General features: G+C 65.5%; 16 protein-coding genes. 6 read left to right on the top strand and 10 right to left on the bottom strand.

The window, feature by feature from the left end; genetic code table 11:
- Positions 1-21 precede the first annotated feature (21 nt).
- Positions 22-177, bottom strand: a complete 156-nt coding sequence (locus tag ABIA42_RS04565; RefSeq protein WP_008562090.1) for a DUF3096 domain-containing protein — start codon at positions 175-177, stop codon at positions 22-24.
- A gap of 224 nt (positions 178-401) precedes the next feature.
- Between ABIA42_RS04565 and ABIA42_RS04560 the strand changes: the two genes are divergently transcribed.
- Entirely contained in the window at positions 402-755 is a 354-nt protein-coding gene (locus ABIA42_RS04560; RefSeq protein WP_028178673.1) for a DUF1236 domain-containing protein, read from the top strand.
- A gap of 255 nt (positions 756-1,010) precedes the next feature.
- On the opposite strand, the gene glyS is transcribed toward ABIA42_RS04560, so the two are convergent.
- From glyS to ABIA42_RS04530, 6 genes are all read right to left on the bottom strand, one after another.
- Positions 1,011-3,110: a glycine--tRNA ligase subunit beta gene (gene glyS / locus ABIA42_RS04555; protein WP_271526605.1), complete on the bottom strand. Its 2,100-nt coding sequence runs from the start codon at positions 3,108-3,110 to the stop codon at positions 1,011-1,013.
- The gene (locus ABIA42_RS04550) at positions 3,110-4,048 is read right to left on the bottom strand and encodes a glycine--tRNA ligase subunit alpha (RefSeq protein WP_035678589.1); all 939 of its coding nucleotides are present in this window, start codon (positions 4,046-4,048) and stop codon (positions 3,110-3,112) included. The genes glyS and ABIA42_RS04550 overlap by 1 nt, the downstream gene beginning before the upstream one ends.
- Positions 4,049-4,246: 198 nt before the next feature.
- Positions 4,247-4,438 carry a hypothetical protein gene (locus ABIA42_RS04545; RefSeq protein ID WP_028178670.1) on the bottom strand — a complete coding sequence of 64 codons (192 nt, stop codon included), beginning with the start codon at positions 4,436-4,438 and terminating at the stop codon, positions 4,247-4,249.
- Between the two features lie 94 nt (positions 4,439-4,532).
- Positions 4,533-5,441 carry a S49 family peptidase gene (locus ABIA42_RS04540; RefSeq protein WP_370115246.1) on the bottom strand — a complete coding sequence of 303 codons (909 nt, stop codon included), beginning with the start codon at positions 5,439-5,441 and terminating at the stop codon, positions 4,533-4,535.
- Between the two features lie 214 nt (positions 5,442-5,655).
- On the bottom strand, positions 5,656-6,420 hold the full coding sequence (locus tag ABIA42_RS04535) for a tRNA1(Val) (adenine(37)-N6)-methyltransferase (RefSeq protein WP_370115248.1): 765 nt from the start codon (positions 6,418-6,420) through the stop codon (positions 5,656-5,658).
- Positions 6,413-6,640, bottom strand: coding sequence for a DUF2007 domain-containing protein (locus ABIA42_RS04530; protein WP_028178667.1), 228 nt, complete (start codon positions 6,638-6,640; stop codon positions 6,413-6,415). Before ABIA42_RS04530 ends, ABIA42_RS04535 begins: the two co-directional genes overlap by 8 nt.
- A 132-nt stretch (positions 6,641-6,772) precedes the next feature.
- On the opposite strand from ABIA42_RS04530, the gene ABIA42_RS04525 reads away from it, so the two are divergent.
- The 5 genes from ABIA42_RS04525 (at position 6,773) to ABIA42_RS04505 (ending at position 11,449) form a co-directional block, all read left to right on the top strand.
- A complete protein-coding gene (locus ABIA42_RS04525) occupies positions 6,773-7,780 on the top strand; it encodes a polyprenyl synthetase family protein (protein WP_131866317.1) in 1,008 nt (335 codons plus the stop codon).
- A gap of 328 nt (positions 7,781-8,108) precedes the next feature.
- Entirely contained in the window at positions 8,109-8,624 is a 516-nt protein-coding gene (locus ABIA42_RS04520) for a winged helix-turn-helix transcriptional regulator (RefSeq protein WP_370115250.1), read from the top strand.
- Between the two features lies 1 nt (position 8,625).
- Positions 8,626-9,888, top strand: coding sequence for a beta-ketoacyl-ACP synthase II (gene fabF / locus ABIA42_RS04515; protein ID WP_370115252.1), 1,263 nt, complete (start codon positions 8,626-8,628; stop codon positions 9,886-9,888).
- A gap of 45 nt (positions 9,889-9,933) precedes the next feature.
- Positions 9,934-10,566: a LysE family translocator gene (locus ABIA42_RS04510; RefSeq protein WP_271526610.1), complete on the top strand. Its 633-nt coding sequence runs from the start codon at positions 9,934-9,936 to the stop codon at positions 10,564-10,566.
- A 7-nt stretch (positions 10,567-10,573) separates the two neighbouring features.
- Positions 10,574-11,449 (top strand): alpha/beta fold hydrolase, encoded by an 876-nt coding sequence (locus ABIA42_RS04505; RefSeq protein ID WP_370123653.1) that lies wholly within the window; start codon positions 10,574-10,576, stop codon positions 11,447-11,449.
- A gap of 108 nt (positions 11,450-11,557) precedes the next feature.
- Here the strand turns inward: ABIA42_RS04505 and ABIA42_RS04500 are convergent, their stop codons facing one another.
- The 3 genes from ABIA42_RS04500 to ABIA42_RS04490 form a co-directional block, all read right to left on the bottom strand.
- Positions 11,558-12,442 carry a 4-(cytidine 5'-diphospho)-2-C-methyl-D-erythritol kinase gene (locus tag ABIA42_RS04500; protein ID WP_370115254.1) on the bottom strand — a complete coding sequence of 295 codons (885 nt, stop codon included), beginning with the start codon at positions 12,440-12,442 and terminating at the stop codon, positions 11,558-11,560.
- 24 nt (positions 12,443-12,466) lie between these two features.
- Positions 12,467-14,263 carry a tetratricopeptide repeat protein gene (locus ABIA42_RS04495; RefSeq protein ID WP_271526612.1) on the bottom strand — a complete coding sequence of 599 codons (1,797 nt, stop codon included), beginning with the start codon at positions 14,261-14,263 and terminating at the stop codon, positions 12,467-12,469.
- Positions 14,264-14,550: 287 nt separating this feature from the next.
- Entirely contained in the window at positions 14,551-16,212 is a 1,662-nt protein-coding gene (locus tag ABIA42_RS04490; protein ID WP_271526613.1) for an electron transfer flavoprotein-ubiquinone oxidoreductase, read from the bottom strand.
- Positions 16,213-16,332: the final 120 nt, after the last annotated feature.

Below are 16,332 nucleotides of genomic sequence, written 5' to 3'. Positions count from 1 at the left end.
GACAGTTCCGAAAAGTGACGCCTAGAAGCGGAGCCACTTCAGGAGCCCGAGCCCGATCGCGCCGTTGACGATGAGGAAGATCGCGACGATGAGGTTGAGGAGTCGCGGCATGATCAGGATGAGCACGCCCGCAATCAACGACAGGATCGGCGAAATGTGGGCGACGGTGATGTGCATGAACTATCTTTCTGTGGAGGTGAGGCGAATCGCGCGCGGATCATAGCCGGCCCGGTTCCGGGAGTAGAGATGCGCAGGACGCATCGCGAGTTCCGTCGATCGCGAAAACTGCCCGAAATTGCCGCGAATGCGGCAGGCCTTTTCCCGGAACATTGCCATGAGGCACGCATTGGCAACCGGTCGCGCCGTTCGCGCGTCCGAAAATCACGTCGAAGGAGTTGTCCATGCGGAACAGGATTCTTGCTCTTGCAGCGCTCGCGGCCGCGATCGGCTCGCCTCTTGCGGCGCAGGCGCAAAGCGGTGTCACGGTGGGACGCGCGCCCGCCGTGGTCGACAGCGCCCCGACCATTGCGGTCGAACAGCGGCCGGCCTTCCGCGAATATGTCGTCGAGCAACGTGTGCCGCCCTTCCGGATTCCGGATCGCGTGGTGGTCGGCACCACCTTACCCGAAAGCGGCGTCACTTATTATGACGTGCCGCAACGTTTTGGCGCCACGACCTATCGCTACACCGTCGTGAACGGCGAGACCGTGCTGGTCGAGCCGCGCTCGCGCCGCATCGTCGAGGTGCTGGACTGAGATCGCCTAAGAGATCGACTAGATGTCCGGCGCGCCATATCAGGCTGGCGCGAGCAGTTTGAAGCGGACATCAGGCCCCGCCCGGTCCTTCCCCCCGCCGGGTGGGGCACTTTCTATCTTGTGTCCCGGGCAAGCGAAGCGCGACCCGGGACCCAGGGTTCCGAGCACGCGGCCAGCATAGGCCCCGGCTCTGCAGCGCACCGCTGAAGTAGCGCTGCGCTGCGTCCGGGGCACGAGAGCCGCAATACCCGCGCCTCAATCCTGGATCTTCGAGAAATCCGCCACCGCGCGCGTGGCGCTGCGGATCTCGTTGAGCAGCTTCAGGCGGTTCTCGCGCACCTTCGCATCGTCGTCGTTGACGCGCACCTTGTCGAAGAAGGCATCGACCGGCGGACGCAGCTTCGCCATCGCGCTCATCGCGGCGGCAAAGTCTTCCCTGGCGACCGCAGCGCCGGCTTCCGCCTTGACCTCGCCGATCGCTTTCGCCAGCGCCTTCTCCTCAGCGAGGCTGTAGAGCGCAGCATCGGGCGCGCCGTCGAAGCTGCGCTTGTCCTTCTTCTCCTCGATCGAGAGGATGTTGCTGGCGCGCTTGGTGCCGGCGAGCAGGTTCTTGCCGTCGTCGGTATCGAGGAATTTTCCGAGCGCCTCGACGCGACGGACGATCATCAGGAGGTCGTCCTGGCCGCCGAGCGCGAACACGGCGTCAACGAGATCGTGCCGCGCGCCCTGCTCGCGGAGCTGGACCTTGAGGCGGTCGGCGAAGAAGGCGAGCAGGTCGCTGGGAAGCTTCTGCGCATCGGCGGGCTTCACCGACAGGCCGGCGAGCGCCGACGCCGCCACCTTCATCAACGACAGACGCAGCGCATTCTCCGCGATCAGCCGGATCACACCCAGCGCCGCGCGACGCAGAGCATACGGGTCCTTGCTGCCCGTCGGCTTCTCGTCGATCGCCCAGAAACCAACGAGCGTATCGATCTTGTCGGCGAGCGCTACCGCAACACTGACTGGATCGGTCGGCACACGATCGGCCGGGCCCTGCGGCTTGTAGTGCTCCTCGCAGGCAGCGGCGACGGAGGCGTCCTCGCCTTGGGCCAGAGCGTAGTACTTGCCCATCAGGCCCTGCACTTCAGGAAACTCGCCGACAACCTCCGTCAACAAATCCGCCTTCGCCAGATGCGCGGCGCGCGTCGCCTTGGCGACATCGGCGCCGACCAGCGGCGCGATTTCGGCGGCAAGGCGTTCGATGCGCTTGATGCGGTCGGCCTGGGTGCCGAGCTTCTCGTGGAACACGATCTGCTCGAACTTCGGCAGGCGGTCTTCGAGCTTCGTCTTGAGATCCGTCTCAAAGAAGAACTTCGCGTCGCTCAGCCGCGCGCGGATCACGCGCTCGTTGCCGGCGATGATGGTCTTGCCGCCGTCGGTCGCCTCGATGTTGGCGACCAGGATGAACTTGTTGGCGAGCTTGCCCGTCTTGGCGTCGCTCACGACAAAGCACTTCTGGTTGTTGCGGATGGTGGCGCGGATCACCTCCGCCGGCGTCGCCAGGAACTCCGGCTCGAACGAGCCCATCAACACGACCGGCCATTCGACGAGGCCGGCGACCTCGTCGAGCAGGTTCTGGTCCTCGACCAGCTCGAACCCTTGCGCGAATGCGAGCTGCTTGGCGTCGGTGAGGATGGCGTCCTTGCGGCGCTCGGGGTCGAGCACGACCTTGGCGTCGAGGAGTTTGGCCTCATAGTCCTCGAACCGGCGCACGGAAATGGCCGCGGGCGCAAGGAAGCGATGGCCGTAAGTGGTCTGGCCGGCCTCGATGCCGTCCACCGAGAATTTCACGACATCAGGCTCCTCGGTCTCGAGCCCGAACGTCGCGGTGATCGCGTGCAGCGGACGCACCCAGTTGAGCGAGCCGGGCTTTCCGGAACGCGCGCCCCAGCGCATCGATTTCGGCCAGGGGAAGGTGCGGACGATGACGGGGAGGATTTCCGCGAGCACGTCGATCGCGTCGCGACCCGGCTTCTCGATCAATCCGATGTAGAAATCACCCTTGGGGTCGCGCTGGATCTTGGCCTCATCCAGCGACTTCAAACCGGTCGCTTTCAGGAAGCCCTGCACGGCCGCATCGGGCGCGCCGATCTTGGGGCCGCGGCGTTCGGTCTTGAGGTCGGGCTGACGCGCAGGGATTCCGTGCACGGTGAGCGCGAGGCGGCGCGGCGTCGCGAAGGCTTTCGCGCCCTCGTAGACGAGGCCTTCGGCGACGAGCTTGTCGGTGACCATGCGGCGCAGATCGTCGGCCGCCTTCCCTTGCATGCGCGCGGGAATCTCTTCCGAGAACAGTTCAAGCAAAAGATCGGGCATCAGGCCGCTCCGCCCGCTTCAGTGTGGATCCAGGCCTCGCCGCAGGCCTTGGCCAGCTCGCGCACGCGAAGAATGTAGCTCTGCCGCTCCGTCACGGAGATCACGCCGCGCGCATCGAGCAGATTGAAGACATGGCTCGCCTTGATGCACTGGTCGTAGGCCGGCAGCGCCATCAGATGCTGCTTCCGATTGCCGCCTTCGCGCCAGCCGGCGTCGAGATATTTCCGGCAGGCCGCTTCCGCCATCTTGAACTGCTCGAACAGCATCGCGGTGTCGGCGTATTCAAAGTTGTGCCGCGAATATTCCTGCTCGGCCTGCAGGAAGACATCGCCATAGGTGACCTTGGCGTCACCCTCGCGGCCGTTGAAGTTGAGGTCGTAGACGCGGTCGACGCCCTGCACATACATCGCGAGGCGCTCGAGGCCATAGGTGAGCTCACCCGCGACCGGCGCGCATTCGAAGCCCGCGACCTGCTGGAAATAAGTGAACTGACTGACCTCCATGCCGTCGCACCAGCACTCCCAGCCCAAACCCCAGGCACCCAGCGTCGGACTCTCCCAATCGTCCTCGACGAAGCGGATGTCGTGCACGGCGGAATCGATGCCGATCGCGGCGAGCGACTTCAGATACAGATCCTGAAGATTCGGCGGCGACGGCTTCATGATCACCTGGAACTGGTAGTAGTGCTGCATCCGGTTCGGGTTCTCGCCGTAACGGCCGTCCTTGGGCCGTCGCGAGGGCTGCACATAGGCCGCATTCCAGGGCTTTGGCCCGAGCGCGCGCAGGGTGGTCGCCGGATGGAAGGTGCCCGCGCCCATTTCCATGTCGTAGGGCTGCAGGATCACGCAGCCCTGCTCGGCCCAGAACCGCTGGAGCGCGAGGATGAAGCCCTGGAACGAGCGTTCCGGGCGCATATGGGCGGGCAATGAGGCGTCCATCGTCAGATCGGGCTCTCGCGGGGGGTTTTGAATCGCGCGGGACCGTATCGACGGCGGGGATGGGAATCAAGGCGAAGGGGGCCGGAAAGCGGCCCTGTACTCCGTCATGGCCGGGCTTGTCCCGGCCATCCACGCCTTGTGTAACCGCACGAAGAACGTGGATGCCCGGGACAAGCCCGGGCATGACGACTGTGGCAGCTAACCCGGACGATAAGCTCCGGTTACGGGGTCACGCTTCAGCGTCTGGATATCCCCCATGCGGGCGGCTTCGGCGACGCGCGACAGGCGCATCTCCTCCAGCTCCTGGTTGATCCGGACAGCGGTCTTGTAGGCCCAGCGGACCACGGCAAGCCCGCCCAAGACGCCCGCGAAAGCGACGAACGGCGGCATCAGTCGATCCTCGTCTAGTGCTCAGCCCCCACCTGCATTGTTGCGCAGATGGGCCAGCGCCGCAATTGGCGCGGCCCGGACCAAATGGCGCTGCCTAGAACCCGAATTTCGCCCAGATCGCCCGCGTCTCGACCGCCGAGATCAGCTCGTCCGGCAAGCCGACCATCGATTCCAGGGCCAAAAGCTGCCCCGCGCCGGGCGATTTCCGCCCCAAAAGGCCGGAGAGCAGCCCGGTCGGCTGTGCGATCACGGGGGTGAGAACCTTCTCGCCGTAGCGGGCACGAAGAGTTGAGCGAAGATCGCCGATGTGGTCGGCGAGCCCCAGCGCGATGGCGCTCTCGCCGGCCCAGTATTCCCCCGTGAACAGGGTATCATCCGCTCCCTTCAGCCGTGCGCCGCGGCTTTCCTTGACCAGCGAGATGAATATCTGGTGGATCTCGCGCTGGATCGCCTTCAGCTTGGCGACGTCAGCAGGGTCTTCCGGGAGGAACGGGTCGAGCATGGCCTTGTGTTCGCCCGCTGTGTAGAGGCGGCGCTCGATGCCGAGCCGCCTGATCGCCTCCTGAAAGCCGAAACTGCCGCCGACCACGCCGATCGAGCCGAGGATCGAGGACGGATCGCAGATGATCTCGTCGCCGGCGCAGGCGATCATGTAGCCACCGGACGCCGCGACGTCCTCGACGAACACGAGCACCGGCAGCTTCTTCTCCGCCGCGAGCTGCTTGATGCGCAAGTAGATCTGACGCGACTGCACCGGCGAGCCGCCGGGAGAATTGATCACCAGCGCCACGGCCTTGGCGTGCCGGTACGAAAACGCGCGCTCGAGCACCCGCGCGATGCCGGCAAGCGTCAACCCGGGGCGCAGCGGCGTCACCGCACCGATCACCCCCGACAGCCGCACCACCGGCACCACTGGGGTACCCGGCCGAAAGCGCGCCGGCAGATATTGCATGAGCTTGTCGGCCAGGCCGGAACTCTCACGATCGTTCAATTGTTCGGCCATGCCGTTACCTCTGATTAACCATTTCTTATCACGCGACTGTCATTGGAAGTGCCCGGAACGTGCTTTGCAGTTTTCCCGTTGGGAGGCTGCAATGAGGCAGCGGAGAACACCATGAAAATCTATCTGCTGATGCTGCTGATCGGCGCGCTGTTCATGGCGATCCGCCTCACGTCGCCGCAAGAGCAGCAGTCGGAATCGCTTCCCCGGTAAGCCCTCACGGTTCCACCAGCGGCAAGGCCGCTCTCCCTTCCAGAATCTCCGTCACCTCACTTTTGGACAAGCGTGACTCGTCGTTGAGCATGAGGCCCGGCAGCAATCGCGTCGGGGCCCGGCCGCCTTTCACCGCACGCACCAGCACACGGATCGCGGGCCGCCCCGCCTCGCCGTGAACCGGCAGGATCGAGAGACTGCCGAAACCGCGTGACAGCGCTGCCAGGACGTCGGCGATTCCATCTGCGCGCCAGATCAGGGTCAGCACGCCATTGGATCGGAGAATACGCCGCGCTGCATGCACCCACGCATGCAGGGTCACTTCCGTCGCCACATGCGCGGTGTGACGCGCCCGATCCGGCGAGCCGCGATGCCGGGCCGGATCGTTGAAGGGCGGATTCATCAACACCACGTCGACGCTGTCGGGCGACAGCCCGTTTGACGCAAAGGCCTGCGCCTCGGCCGTGACGTCGAGCACGATCGTTTCGGCGGCAATCGCATTCGCCGCCGCGTTGCCGCGCGCGAGCTCGGCCAGCTCGGGATCGATCTCGACCAGGCTGAGCCTGATGCCCGCGACGCGGCGGGCCAGCGCCAGACCGGCCGTACCGACACCGGCGCCGAAATCGACTACGCCGTCCCCTGCCTGGGCGTCGGTCGCCGCTGCAAGCAGGATGGCGTCATGCCCGGCGCGATGGCCGGATCGCTTCTGCTTCAACCGCAATTGCCCGCCGAGAAAGGCGTCCTCGGTAATATCTGCGGCCTCAATCATCGCCGCGCAGTTCGTGGCTGAGGCCGGCTTCGGTGAGGAGAGCCCTAGCCTCCTGGACATCGTCCTCATGGACCAGGATCCGCCGCGGCAATATGCCGAGCGAGCCCTCGATGATGCTCATGTTCTGGTCCAGCACCAGATGATGGATGTTGGCACCGTCGAGCAGCGCGCCGATCGCCGACACCAGCACCATGTCATTGGTCCGAACCAGTTCGCGCAAAACGCAGATCTCCTGCCTGAAAGGGGGGCATGCGGCAAATGTCAATGGTTCCGAGGTCTTGCCGCGTCCGTCGCCAGTTTCTATTGTCTTTCCATCAGAATAGCCCTTCCGGGGCAAATATTGGAGACCGGCGTGGCCGTCATCGTACCTTTCGAAACTCCCGGCGCGTCGATCGAAGAGCTGGTTGCCCTTGTCGCCCCTGACATGGAGCGCGTCAACGCCACGATTCTGTCGCGGACCGGCTCCGAGGTGACCATGATCCCGGAGGTCGCCAACCACCTGATCTCCTCCGGGGGCAAACGCCTGCGCCCGATGCTGACGCTCGCCATGGCCAATCTGGCCGGCTACACCGGCGACGGCCATATCAAGCTCGCGGCCTCCGTCGAGTTCATGCATACCGCCACCCTGCTCCACGACGACGTCGTCGACGAGAGCGAGATGCGCCGCGGCAAGCTGTCGGCGCGCATGCTCTGGGGCAACGAGGCGAGCGTGCTGGTCGGCGACTTCCTGCTCGGCCAGGCCTTCCGCATGATGGTCGAGGTCGGCTCGCTCCGCGCGCTCGACATCCTCTCCGCGGCCGCCGCCACCATCGCCGAGGGCGAGGTGATGCAGCTGGCCGCCGCCAAGAACACCGCGACCACCGAGGACGAATATCTCGCCGTGATCCGCGGCAAGACCGCCGAATTGTTCGCCGCCGCCTGCGAGGTCGGCCCCGTCATCGCCAACCGGCCCAAGGCGGAGCAGACCGCCTGCCGCTCGGTCGGCATGAATCTCGGCATCGCCTTCCAGCTCGTCGACGACGTGCTCGACTATGGCGGCAAGAGCGCCAAGCTCGGCAAGAACACCGGCGACGATTTCCGCGAGGGCAAGATCACGCTGCCGGTCGTGCTGGCCTTCCGCCGCGGCAACGACACCGAGCGCGCCTTCTGGATCCGCGCGCTGGAGCGCGGCGAGATCGGCGACGGCGATCTCGACCACGCCATCGGCCTGATGAACAAGCACCGCGCGCTCGAGGATACGCTGAGCCGCGCCCAGCACTACGGCGCCATGGCCGTCGACGCGCTGGCGCTGTTCCCGCCCTCGCCGATGAAGAGCGCGCTGGAGCAGGTCGTGGCGTTCTGTTTGGCACGGTCGCATTAGGCTCTCACCCTAAGGCTCTTTCCACCTCGTCATTGCGAGCAAGACGCGACGACACCGCTCGCTCTCGTGTCCCGGACGCGCTGCAGCGTGAAACGCTGCTGCGCAGAGCCGGGACCCACGCGACATCCGTAATCATCGGCGACATGGGCCCCGGCCCTGCAGCGCACCGCAAAGAGGCGCTGCGCTGCGTCCGGGGCACGAGAGCGATTTGGTCGACGCGCACCTCACGTCTCATCAAACATAGTTTCGCATTGGCCCGCTTCGCCCGCATTTGCGGTTCGCATGCTAGTCACTTGCATTTTGCAAGTTACTACCCTACCCTTCCCTCGTGCAGCCCAAATCTCCCTCCATCCAGGAATGCCCCGTCGGCCGCGCCGTGGAGACGGTCGGCGAATGGTGGAGCATCCTGATCCTGCGCGATGCGTTTCAGGGCGCGTCGAAATTCGACGAATTCGCGCAAAGCCTCGGGATCGCGCCGAACATCCTGTCGCGGCGTCTCGCCCATCTCACCGAGAGCGGCCTGTTCGTCCGCCGCCGCTACAACGAACGTCCGCCGCGCTACGAATACGTGCTGACGGGCAAGGCGCGGGATTTCTTTCCGGTGATCGTCGCGCTGCTCGCCTGGGGCAACAAGCATCTCGCGCCGAAGGGCGCATCCATCGTGCTGGCGAACCGGAGTGACGCTCGCCCATTCGATCCAATCGTGGTCGACGCCGCCGACATGCAGCCGATCACGCTCGCCAACACAATCGCCGTTCCCGGTCCCCGCGCCAGCCGCGGAATGCGCGTGCGGCTCGCTTCGCTCAAGGCCATGAACCCGGCCGTGGCGCCGGCTGGAGACTGACATGCGTCGTATCGTCGTGACTGGCATGGGCGCGGTGTCGCCGCTCGGCTGTGGGGTCGAATTGTCGTGGCGGCGGCTGCTCGCCGGCCAAAGCGGGCTGCGCCCTCTGCCCGAATGGGCGCAGGTACTGCCGGCGCGCATCGCCGGTCTCGTGCCCGACAAGGCCGATGACGCCGATGGCGGCTTCGATCCGGCGCAGGCCGCCGCGCCAAAAGACCAGCGCAAGATGGACCGCTTCATCCTGTTCGCGCTGCTCGCCGCCGCAGAAGCGGTCGCACAGGCCAAATGGATGCCGCAGGACGCAAGCGCGCTGGAGCGCACCGCGACGATCATCGCCTCCGGCATCGGCGGCTTTCCGGCGATGGCGGAGGCGGTGCGCATCACCGAGAAGCGCGGTGCGCGCCGGCTCTCGCCGTTCACGGTCCCTTCGTTCCTCGCCAATCTCGCCGCGGGCCAGGTCTCGATCAAACACGGCTACAAGGGCGCGCTGGGCACCCCGGTCACGGCGTGTGCCGCCGGCGTGCAGGCGATCGGCGATGCCGCGCGAATGATCCGCGCAGGCGAAGCCGATGTCGCGATCTGCGGCGGCGCGGAGGCCTGCATCGACATCGTCAGCCTCGGCGGCTTTGCCGCGGCCCGCGCGCTATCGAGCGGCTTCAACGACGAACCCGCGCGCGCCTCGCGCCCGTTCGATCGCGACCGCGACGGCTTCGTGATGGGCGAAGGCGCCGGCATCCTGGTGATCGAGGCACTGGAACATGCACTGGCGCGCGGCGCGACGCCGATCGCGGAGATCGTCGGCTACGGCACGACCGCGGACGCCTATCACATGACCTCGGGTCCGCCCGATGGCGACGGCGCCCGCCGCGCCATGGAGATCGCGCTTCGGCAGGCGAAGCTCGAGCCCGCGGATCTGCAGCACCTGAACGCGCATGCGACGTCGACGCCGGCCGGCGACGAGAGCGAGCTCGGCGCGATCGCCGCGCTGTTCGGCCGTAACCGCGGCATTGCCGTGAGCGCGACCAAATCGGCCACCGGGCACCTGCTCGGCGCCGCCGGCGGGCTGGAGGCGATCTTCACCGTGCTGGCCTTGCGCGACCAGATCGCGCCGCCGACGCTCAATCTCGAAAATCCGGATCCCGACGCTGAAGGCATCGACATCGTCGCCGGCGCAGCGAGAGCGATGCCGATGCAGAGCGCCATCTCCAACGGGTTCGGGTTCGGCGGAGTGAACGCCAGCGTGATCTTCCGCCGGATGGGCTAAGCGAGAGGGCCTTGCAATCGCCGCTCGCTCCGCTACGAAAACAGGATGACCGAAACGAATTTCTGGCTGTTCCTGGCCGCAGCTTGTCTCATCGCCGCCGTTCCGGGCCCCGGCATTTTCTATGTCGCGGCACGAACCCTGTCGGAGGGACGCGTCAGTGGCTTGGCGTCGACCGCAGGCACGGCACTCGGCGGGCTCGTTCATGTCGTCGCGGGCAGCCTCGGCATCTCCGCGATCATCCTGGCCAGCGCGGAACTGTTTGCCGTCGTGAAATTCGTCGGCGCGCTCTATTTGGTCTGGCTCGGGATCAAGACGTTTCGCAGCGCCGGTCGCGCGCTGTCGCTCGAGAGCGAGGCCGTCGGCGACAAGCGCGCCTTCCGCGACGGCGTGCTGGTCGAGGCCCTGAACCCGAAGACCGCGGCGTTCTTCCTTGCCTTCATTCCGCAATTCCTCGATCCCTCGGGATCGAACCCGACGCTGCAATTCATTGTGTTAGGTGCGATTTCGGTGACGCTGAACACGCTCGCCGATGTCGTGGTGGTGCTGATGGCCACCGCGACACGCACGCAGCTGATCGGACGGCCGCAGCTGATGCGGCGTCTCGCGCAGGGCTCCGGCGTCTTCATCGCCAGCCTCGGCCTCTCGCTCGCGCTGGCGCGGCGGCCGGTGAATGGATAGCGCCGCGATGCTCGCCCCGCAAAGCCGCTTCCATGAATCGCACGGCCTGCGGCTGCATTACGCCGACTGGGGCAATGAGAGCGCGCCACCTCTCATCCTGGTCCATGGCGGCCGCGATCATTGCCGGAGCTGGGATCACATTGCCCGATCGTTGCAGCCGCATTTTCACGTGCTCGCGCCCGACCTGCGCGGTCACGGCGATTCCGACTGGACCCGAGGCGGCAGCTACGCGCTGACGGAATATGTCTACGATCTCTCCCAGCTCGTCCGCAATATCGCAGCGCCTCAGGTCACTCTCATCGGCCATTCGATGGGCGGGATGGTGAGCCTGATCTTTTCGGGCTCATTCCCCGAGCGGGTCTCGAAGCTCGTGATCCTCGACGGTGTGACCATGCTGCCGGATACACCAAAACCGCCGGCGCATGAGCGCATCGGCAAATGGGTCGCCCAGCTCGACAAGCTGCACGACCGCACGCCGCGCCGCTATGCCACGCTCGAGGACGCCGCCGGGCAGATGATGCTTCACAACAAACGGCTGTCCCGTGACCTCGCCTTGCATCTCGCCACGCATGGTGCGCGGCGGAACGAGGATGGCACCTACAGCTGGAAGTTCGATCCCTATCAGCGCGCCGCTGCGCCGCACCGGCTCTGGCCCGACGATCACATCGAGCTCTGGTCACGCATCACGTGTCCGACGCTGCTGCTCAATGCCGGTGAAAGCTTTCTCGCCGGTGCCAGGGCGGCAGGCCTGGAGCGGTACTTCCCGCAGGCGCGCATCGAGACGATCGCCGGCGCAGGACACTGGCTGCAGCACGACAAGCCGCAGGAGGTGCTGGGTGAGATCCGGCGGTTTCTGGGACTGGCTGAGGCAAGCGGCGGTTAGCTCAACTGCCGTAGCCCGCATGAGCGCAGCGACATGCGGGAAGCCACAAGAAAGAATCCCGGATATCGCTTCGCTCATCCGGGCTACACAGCGTCCTTGGGGGAATATCTAGCTCAACGTTCCCGCATGCACCCACCAGCCGTGGTGATCGCGCCGGATCTTCTCGGCGGCGGCATGGGCTTCGGCCGGCGCGCCGTAGATCGCAAAGCACGTCGCGCCGGAGCCGGACATGCGGGCGAGCTTGACGCCGGCGGAGGCGCGCAGCGCCTCCAGCACCTCGCCGATGACAGGCTCAATGCGCAGCGCAGGCGCTTCAAGGTCGTTGGCGACGGTTTCCAGAACCTCGACCCAATCGGAAATAGAGGCGCCCTCCCCGGGCCAGGCCGGAGCGCGGATGACGTCGGTGACGCCGACCAGAAGCTCGCCGTTGCGCAACCCCAGTGCCTGGAACACGTCCTTGGTCGCGACCGGCACGCGCGGATTGACCATGACGCAGGGCATGCTCGGCAGCGCGAGCGGCAATAGCTGCTCGCCGACGCCGGTCATGTCGCAGGCGCGCGAGATGAGGCACACCGGCACGTCGGCGCCGGTCGCGAGTGCGACCTTCTGAACGCGGGGATCATCGAGCGACAGATCGTTGAGACGCGCCAGGAGCCGCAGCGCCGCCGCGGCATCGGCCGAACCGCCGCCGATGCCCGCCGCAACGGGAAGCACCTTGTCGAGCGCGAACGCGCCCAGCTTCAGGCCGGGCACCGCCTCGGCCAGAAGCTTGGCGGCCTTGAGCACGAGATTGTCGGACGTCTCGCCGCAGGCCTCCGCCAGCGGCCCGGCGGTGGTGAGCTTCAGCTCACCGCCTGGCTCCAGCGTGAGCCGATCGGCGCAATCGGCGAACGCCACCACGCTTTCGAGATCATGATAGCCGTCGGCACGACGGCCGACGACGCGAAGGCTCAAATTGACCTTCGCCCGTCCCTCTTCAATCAACGCCGACATCGGCGACACGCCCCCAACAAAACCTCAGCCGCCCCTGCCGTCGTCCTTCTTCTTCTCGGCCTGAGCCGCAGAAGAGTTCGAATTGTCGTCGGCGAGGCCGTTGGCGATCTTGGCCTCGATTTTCGGAAGTTCTTCCGGCTCTGGCTTGAGATCGCGGGCATGCGACCACTGGAATTTTGCCTCCAGCGTGCGGCCGACGCGCCAATAGGCGTCGCCGAGATGGTCGTTGATGGTGGGATCCTCGGGTTTGAGATCGATCGCACGCTCGAGGTTCTTCACCGCCTCTTCGTAGTTGCCGATACGGTAGTAGGCCCAGCCGAGGGAATCGACGATGTAGCCGTCGTCGGGACGCTGCTCGACGGCACGCTTGATCATCTTCATGCCTTCGTCGAGATTCACGCCCTGGTCGATCCAGGAATAGCCGAGATAGTTGAGGACGTGCGGCTGGTCGGGCTGGAGCTCCAGCGCCTTCTTCATGTCGGCCTCGGCCTTGGCCCACTGCTTGGAGCGCTCCTCGCAGATACCGCGATAATAATACCAGACGCTGTTGGCCTTGTCGTTGCCGGGCGGCAGCACGTCGATTCCTTGCGAATAGGTCGCCCCGCAATCACCGAACCGCTTACGACCGCGCTCGATATTGCCGAGCGCCATGATGGCTTCGAGGTCCTTGGCATCCTCTGACGTGACGCCCTTGAGGATCTTGATCGCCTCGTCGGTGCGGTCGGCGGTGTCGAGATCAATGGCGAGCTGGATCTGCGCATTGCGCTTGAGCGGCGAGGTCGCGGGCACGCGCTCATAGACCTTGATCGCCATCTTCGGCCGCTTCACCGACTCATAGAGATCGGCGAGCGAAAGCAGCGCCAGCGGATGGGTCGGCTGGAGGTAGAGCGCGAGCTGGAGATAGACCAGCGCCAGGTCCTCGCCGCCGCGGCGGGTCAGCGTGGCACCGATGCCATAGAGCGCTTCGGCGGCGCCGGCCTGCGCGGAATCGACGAGCGGCGGCATCTTCTTGCCGGCCTTGGTCTCGCGCAGGCCTTCCTGGATCAGCGGATGGCGTGCGAGCTTCTTGTCGAAAGCCTGGTAGACGGTGGTCGCGGCGGCGGAATCCTTGTTGCGCGAGAGCCAGCGCGCATAGGCCTCGGTCACGCGCAGCATGGAATCGTCGAGCTTGTAGGCGCGCTCGAAGCGGGCGCCGGCGTCCTTCTCCCTGCCGGAGAGCTCCAGGATCATGCCGGTGTGAAGATCCTTGAACAGCGGATACCATTCCGGACCGGCCAGCTTGTCGATGGTGGCGACACCACCCTTGGCATCGCCGGCACCATAGGCGGCCCAGCCCGACAGCAGCGTGGCGACGAGATCGGTGATCGGGCCGCGGATCGACTGGTTGATGTTGGCCTGCGCGGCCGCGTATTTCTTCAGCTTGAGATCATGCACGCCGACGACGAGACGCGCGACGCGGTTGGTCTTGTCGATTGTGAGGATGCGTTCGGCGAGCTTGACCGCCTCCTCGAGGTCGCCGTCGGCGACCGACGAGATGAAGGCACGGTCGAGCAGTTCGTTGTTCTTGGGATCGGTCCGGAGCGCCGAACGGTAGAATGCGGCTGCGGATGCCGCGTCACGCTCGACGCTGGCGTGGCGGGCGGCGAGATAGCTGCCGGCACCGGTGAGTGACTTCAGATCGTTTCGGGTCGGAAACTGCGCCGCCGTGTTCTCCGGGTGATCCGGCGTCTGCGCCAGGACCGCACCGGGGACCGCCACGATCGCGGTGCCCGTGAGAGCGATGGCGGCAGCAGTCCAGCGGATGAAACGATTTGAAAACATCAGGGGCTCGCCTTGAGTTGGTAGTGCCTGGGTTTGCAACAGGGGGCCGTATCGCATGCGAACGCGGCCGGTGGCATAGGGACCCGGAACCGTCGGGCCGACAATGCCGCTTTTGGCGCTTCGCCGCAAGGATTCGGACTGGGCGACCCCCGCCGCATGCCCCAAATCGGCCAAGCGAATCCGCCAAGAGCGCCCCAAGACGCCGCTACTATGGCCTTATCGTGGCCGCGGCGGGTGGCCGCAGCCGGGTCCTCACGCGAACGTGCGCCAGATCACCAGACCTGCCCTTACATCGCCTCGTAGTTCGGGCCGCCGCCGCCCTCGGGCGGAACCCAGGTGATGTTGCCATTGGGGTCCTTTACGTCGCAGGTTTTGCAGTGGACGCAGTTCTGGGCGTTGATCTGGAAGCGCGGGCCAGAGCCCTCCTCGATCCATTCATAGACGCCGGCCGGGCAATAGCGGTTCGAAGGACCGGCAAAGACGTCATGTTCGGAGGTCTTCTGGAGGTTCATGTCCGTGACCTTCAGATGGACCGGCTGGTCCTCCTCATGGTTGGTGTTGGACAGGAACACCGAGGACAGCTTGTCGAACGAGATCTTGCCATCCGGCTTCGGGTAGACCTTGGGCGTGTGCTGCCTGGCCGGATCGAGCGTGGCGCGATCAGGCTTGGCGTGCGACTGGGTGCCGAACAGCGAGGCGCCGAACAGCGTGTTGCACCACATGTCGAAGCCGCCCAGCGCGACGCCGAGCACGGTGCCGAACTTCGACCACAGCGGCTTGACGTTGCGGACCAGAAACAAATCCTTGCCGACCGACGACGTGCGCCAGGCATTCTCGTATTCGACGAGTTCGTCATTGGCGCGATCGGCGGCAAGCGCGGCTGCGACGTGCTCGGCCGCGAGCATGCCGGTACCCATCGCATTGTGCACACCCTTGATGCGCGGCACGTTGACGAAGCCGGCCGCGCAGCCGATCAGCGCGCCGCCGGGGAAGCTGAGCTTCGGCACCGACTGGTAGCCGCCCTCGGTGATCGCGCGCGCGCCGTAAGCGAGCCGCTTTGCGCCCTCGAAGGTACCGCGGATCGAGGGATGAGTCTTGAAGCGCTGGAATTCGTCGAACGGGGACAGATACGGATCGTCGTAGTTGAGATGGACGACGAAGCCGACGGCGACGAGATTGTCGTCGTAGTGATAGAGGAACGAGCCACCGCCGGTCTTCATGTCGAGCGGCCAGCCGAACGAATGCTGGATCAGGCCCTTCTGGTGCTTGGCGGGGTCGATCTGCCAGACTTCCTTGAGGCCGATGCCGAACTTCGGTGGCTCGCTCTTGGCGTCCAGGGCGAATTTGTTGATGAGCTGCTTGGTCAGGCTGCCTCGGGCGCCTTCGGCGAACAGGGTGTACTTACCGAGCAATTCCATGCCGCGGGTAAAAGAGTCCTTCGGCTTGCCGTCGCGGCCGACGCCCATGTCTCCGGTGGCGATGCCCTTGACCTTGCCGTCCTCGTCATAAAGCACTTCGGCCGCCGCAAAGCCCGGATAGATCTCGACGCCGAGCGCCTCGGCCTTGCGCGCCAGCCAGCGGCAGACATTGCCGAGCGAGCCGATGTAGCAGTGATGATTGTCCATCAGCGGCGGCATCAGAAAATTCGGCAGCTTGATCGCACCGCCGGCCGTCATCCAGTAGAAGCGGTCGTCCTTGACCTGCGTCTTGAGCGGGCAGTCGGCATCCTCGCGCCAGTCGGGGATCAGCTTGTCGAGCCCGGCCGGGTCGATCACGGCGCCCGAGAGAATATGCGCGCCGACCTCGGAGCCCTTCTCCACCACGACCACGTTGAGATCGGCGTTGAGCTGCTTGAGCCGTATCGCAGCGGACAGACCCGAGGGGCCGGCGCCGACGATGACGACGTCGAATTCCATGGATTCGCGCGGGGGAAGTTCTTCGGTGCTCATCTGATCTCAGCCCTTGAGACGGTCCTTGGTCGTTTGCGCCCTCTTGTTTCCGATTTTTCCGGGTAGGACAACCATGGAAATGCGTTTCGTCGGGGTGCAAGGCCGTCCAAGGTGATATAA

Origin of the sequence: Bradyrhizobium sp. USDA 327 (assembly GCF_041262065.1) — a bacterium.
In the GTDB taxonomy this organism is placed as follows: domain Bacteria; phylum Pseudomonadota; class Alphaproteobacteria; order Rhizobiales; family Xanthobacteraceae; genus Bradyrhizobium; species Bradyrhizobium liaoningense.
This window is presented reverse-complemented; position numbering and strand designations above follow the sequence as displayed.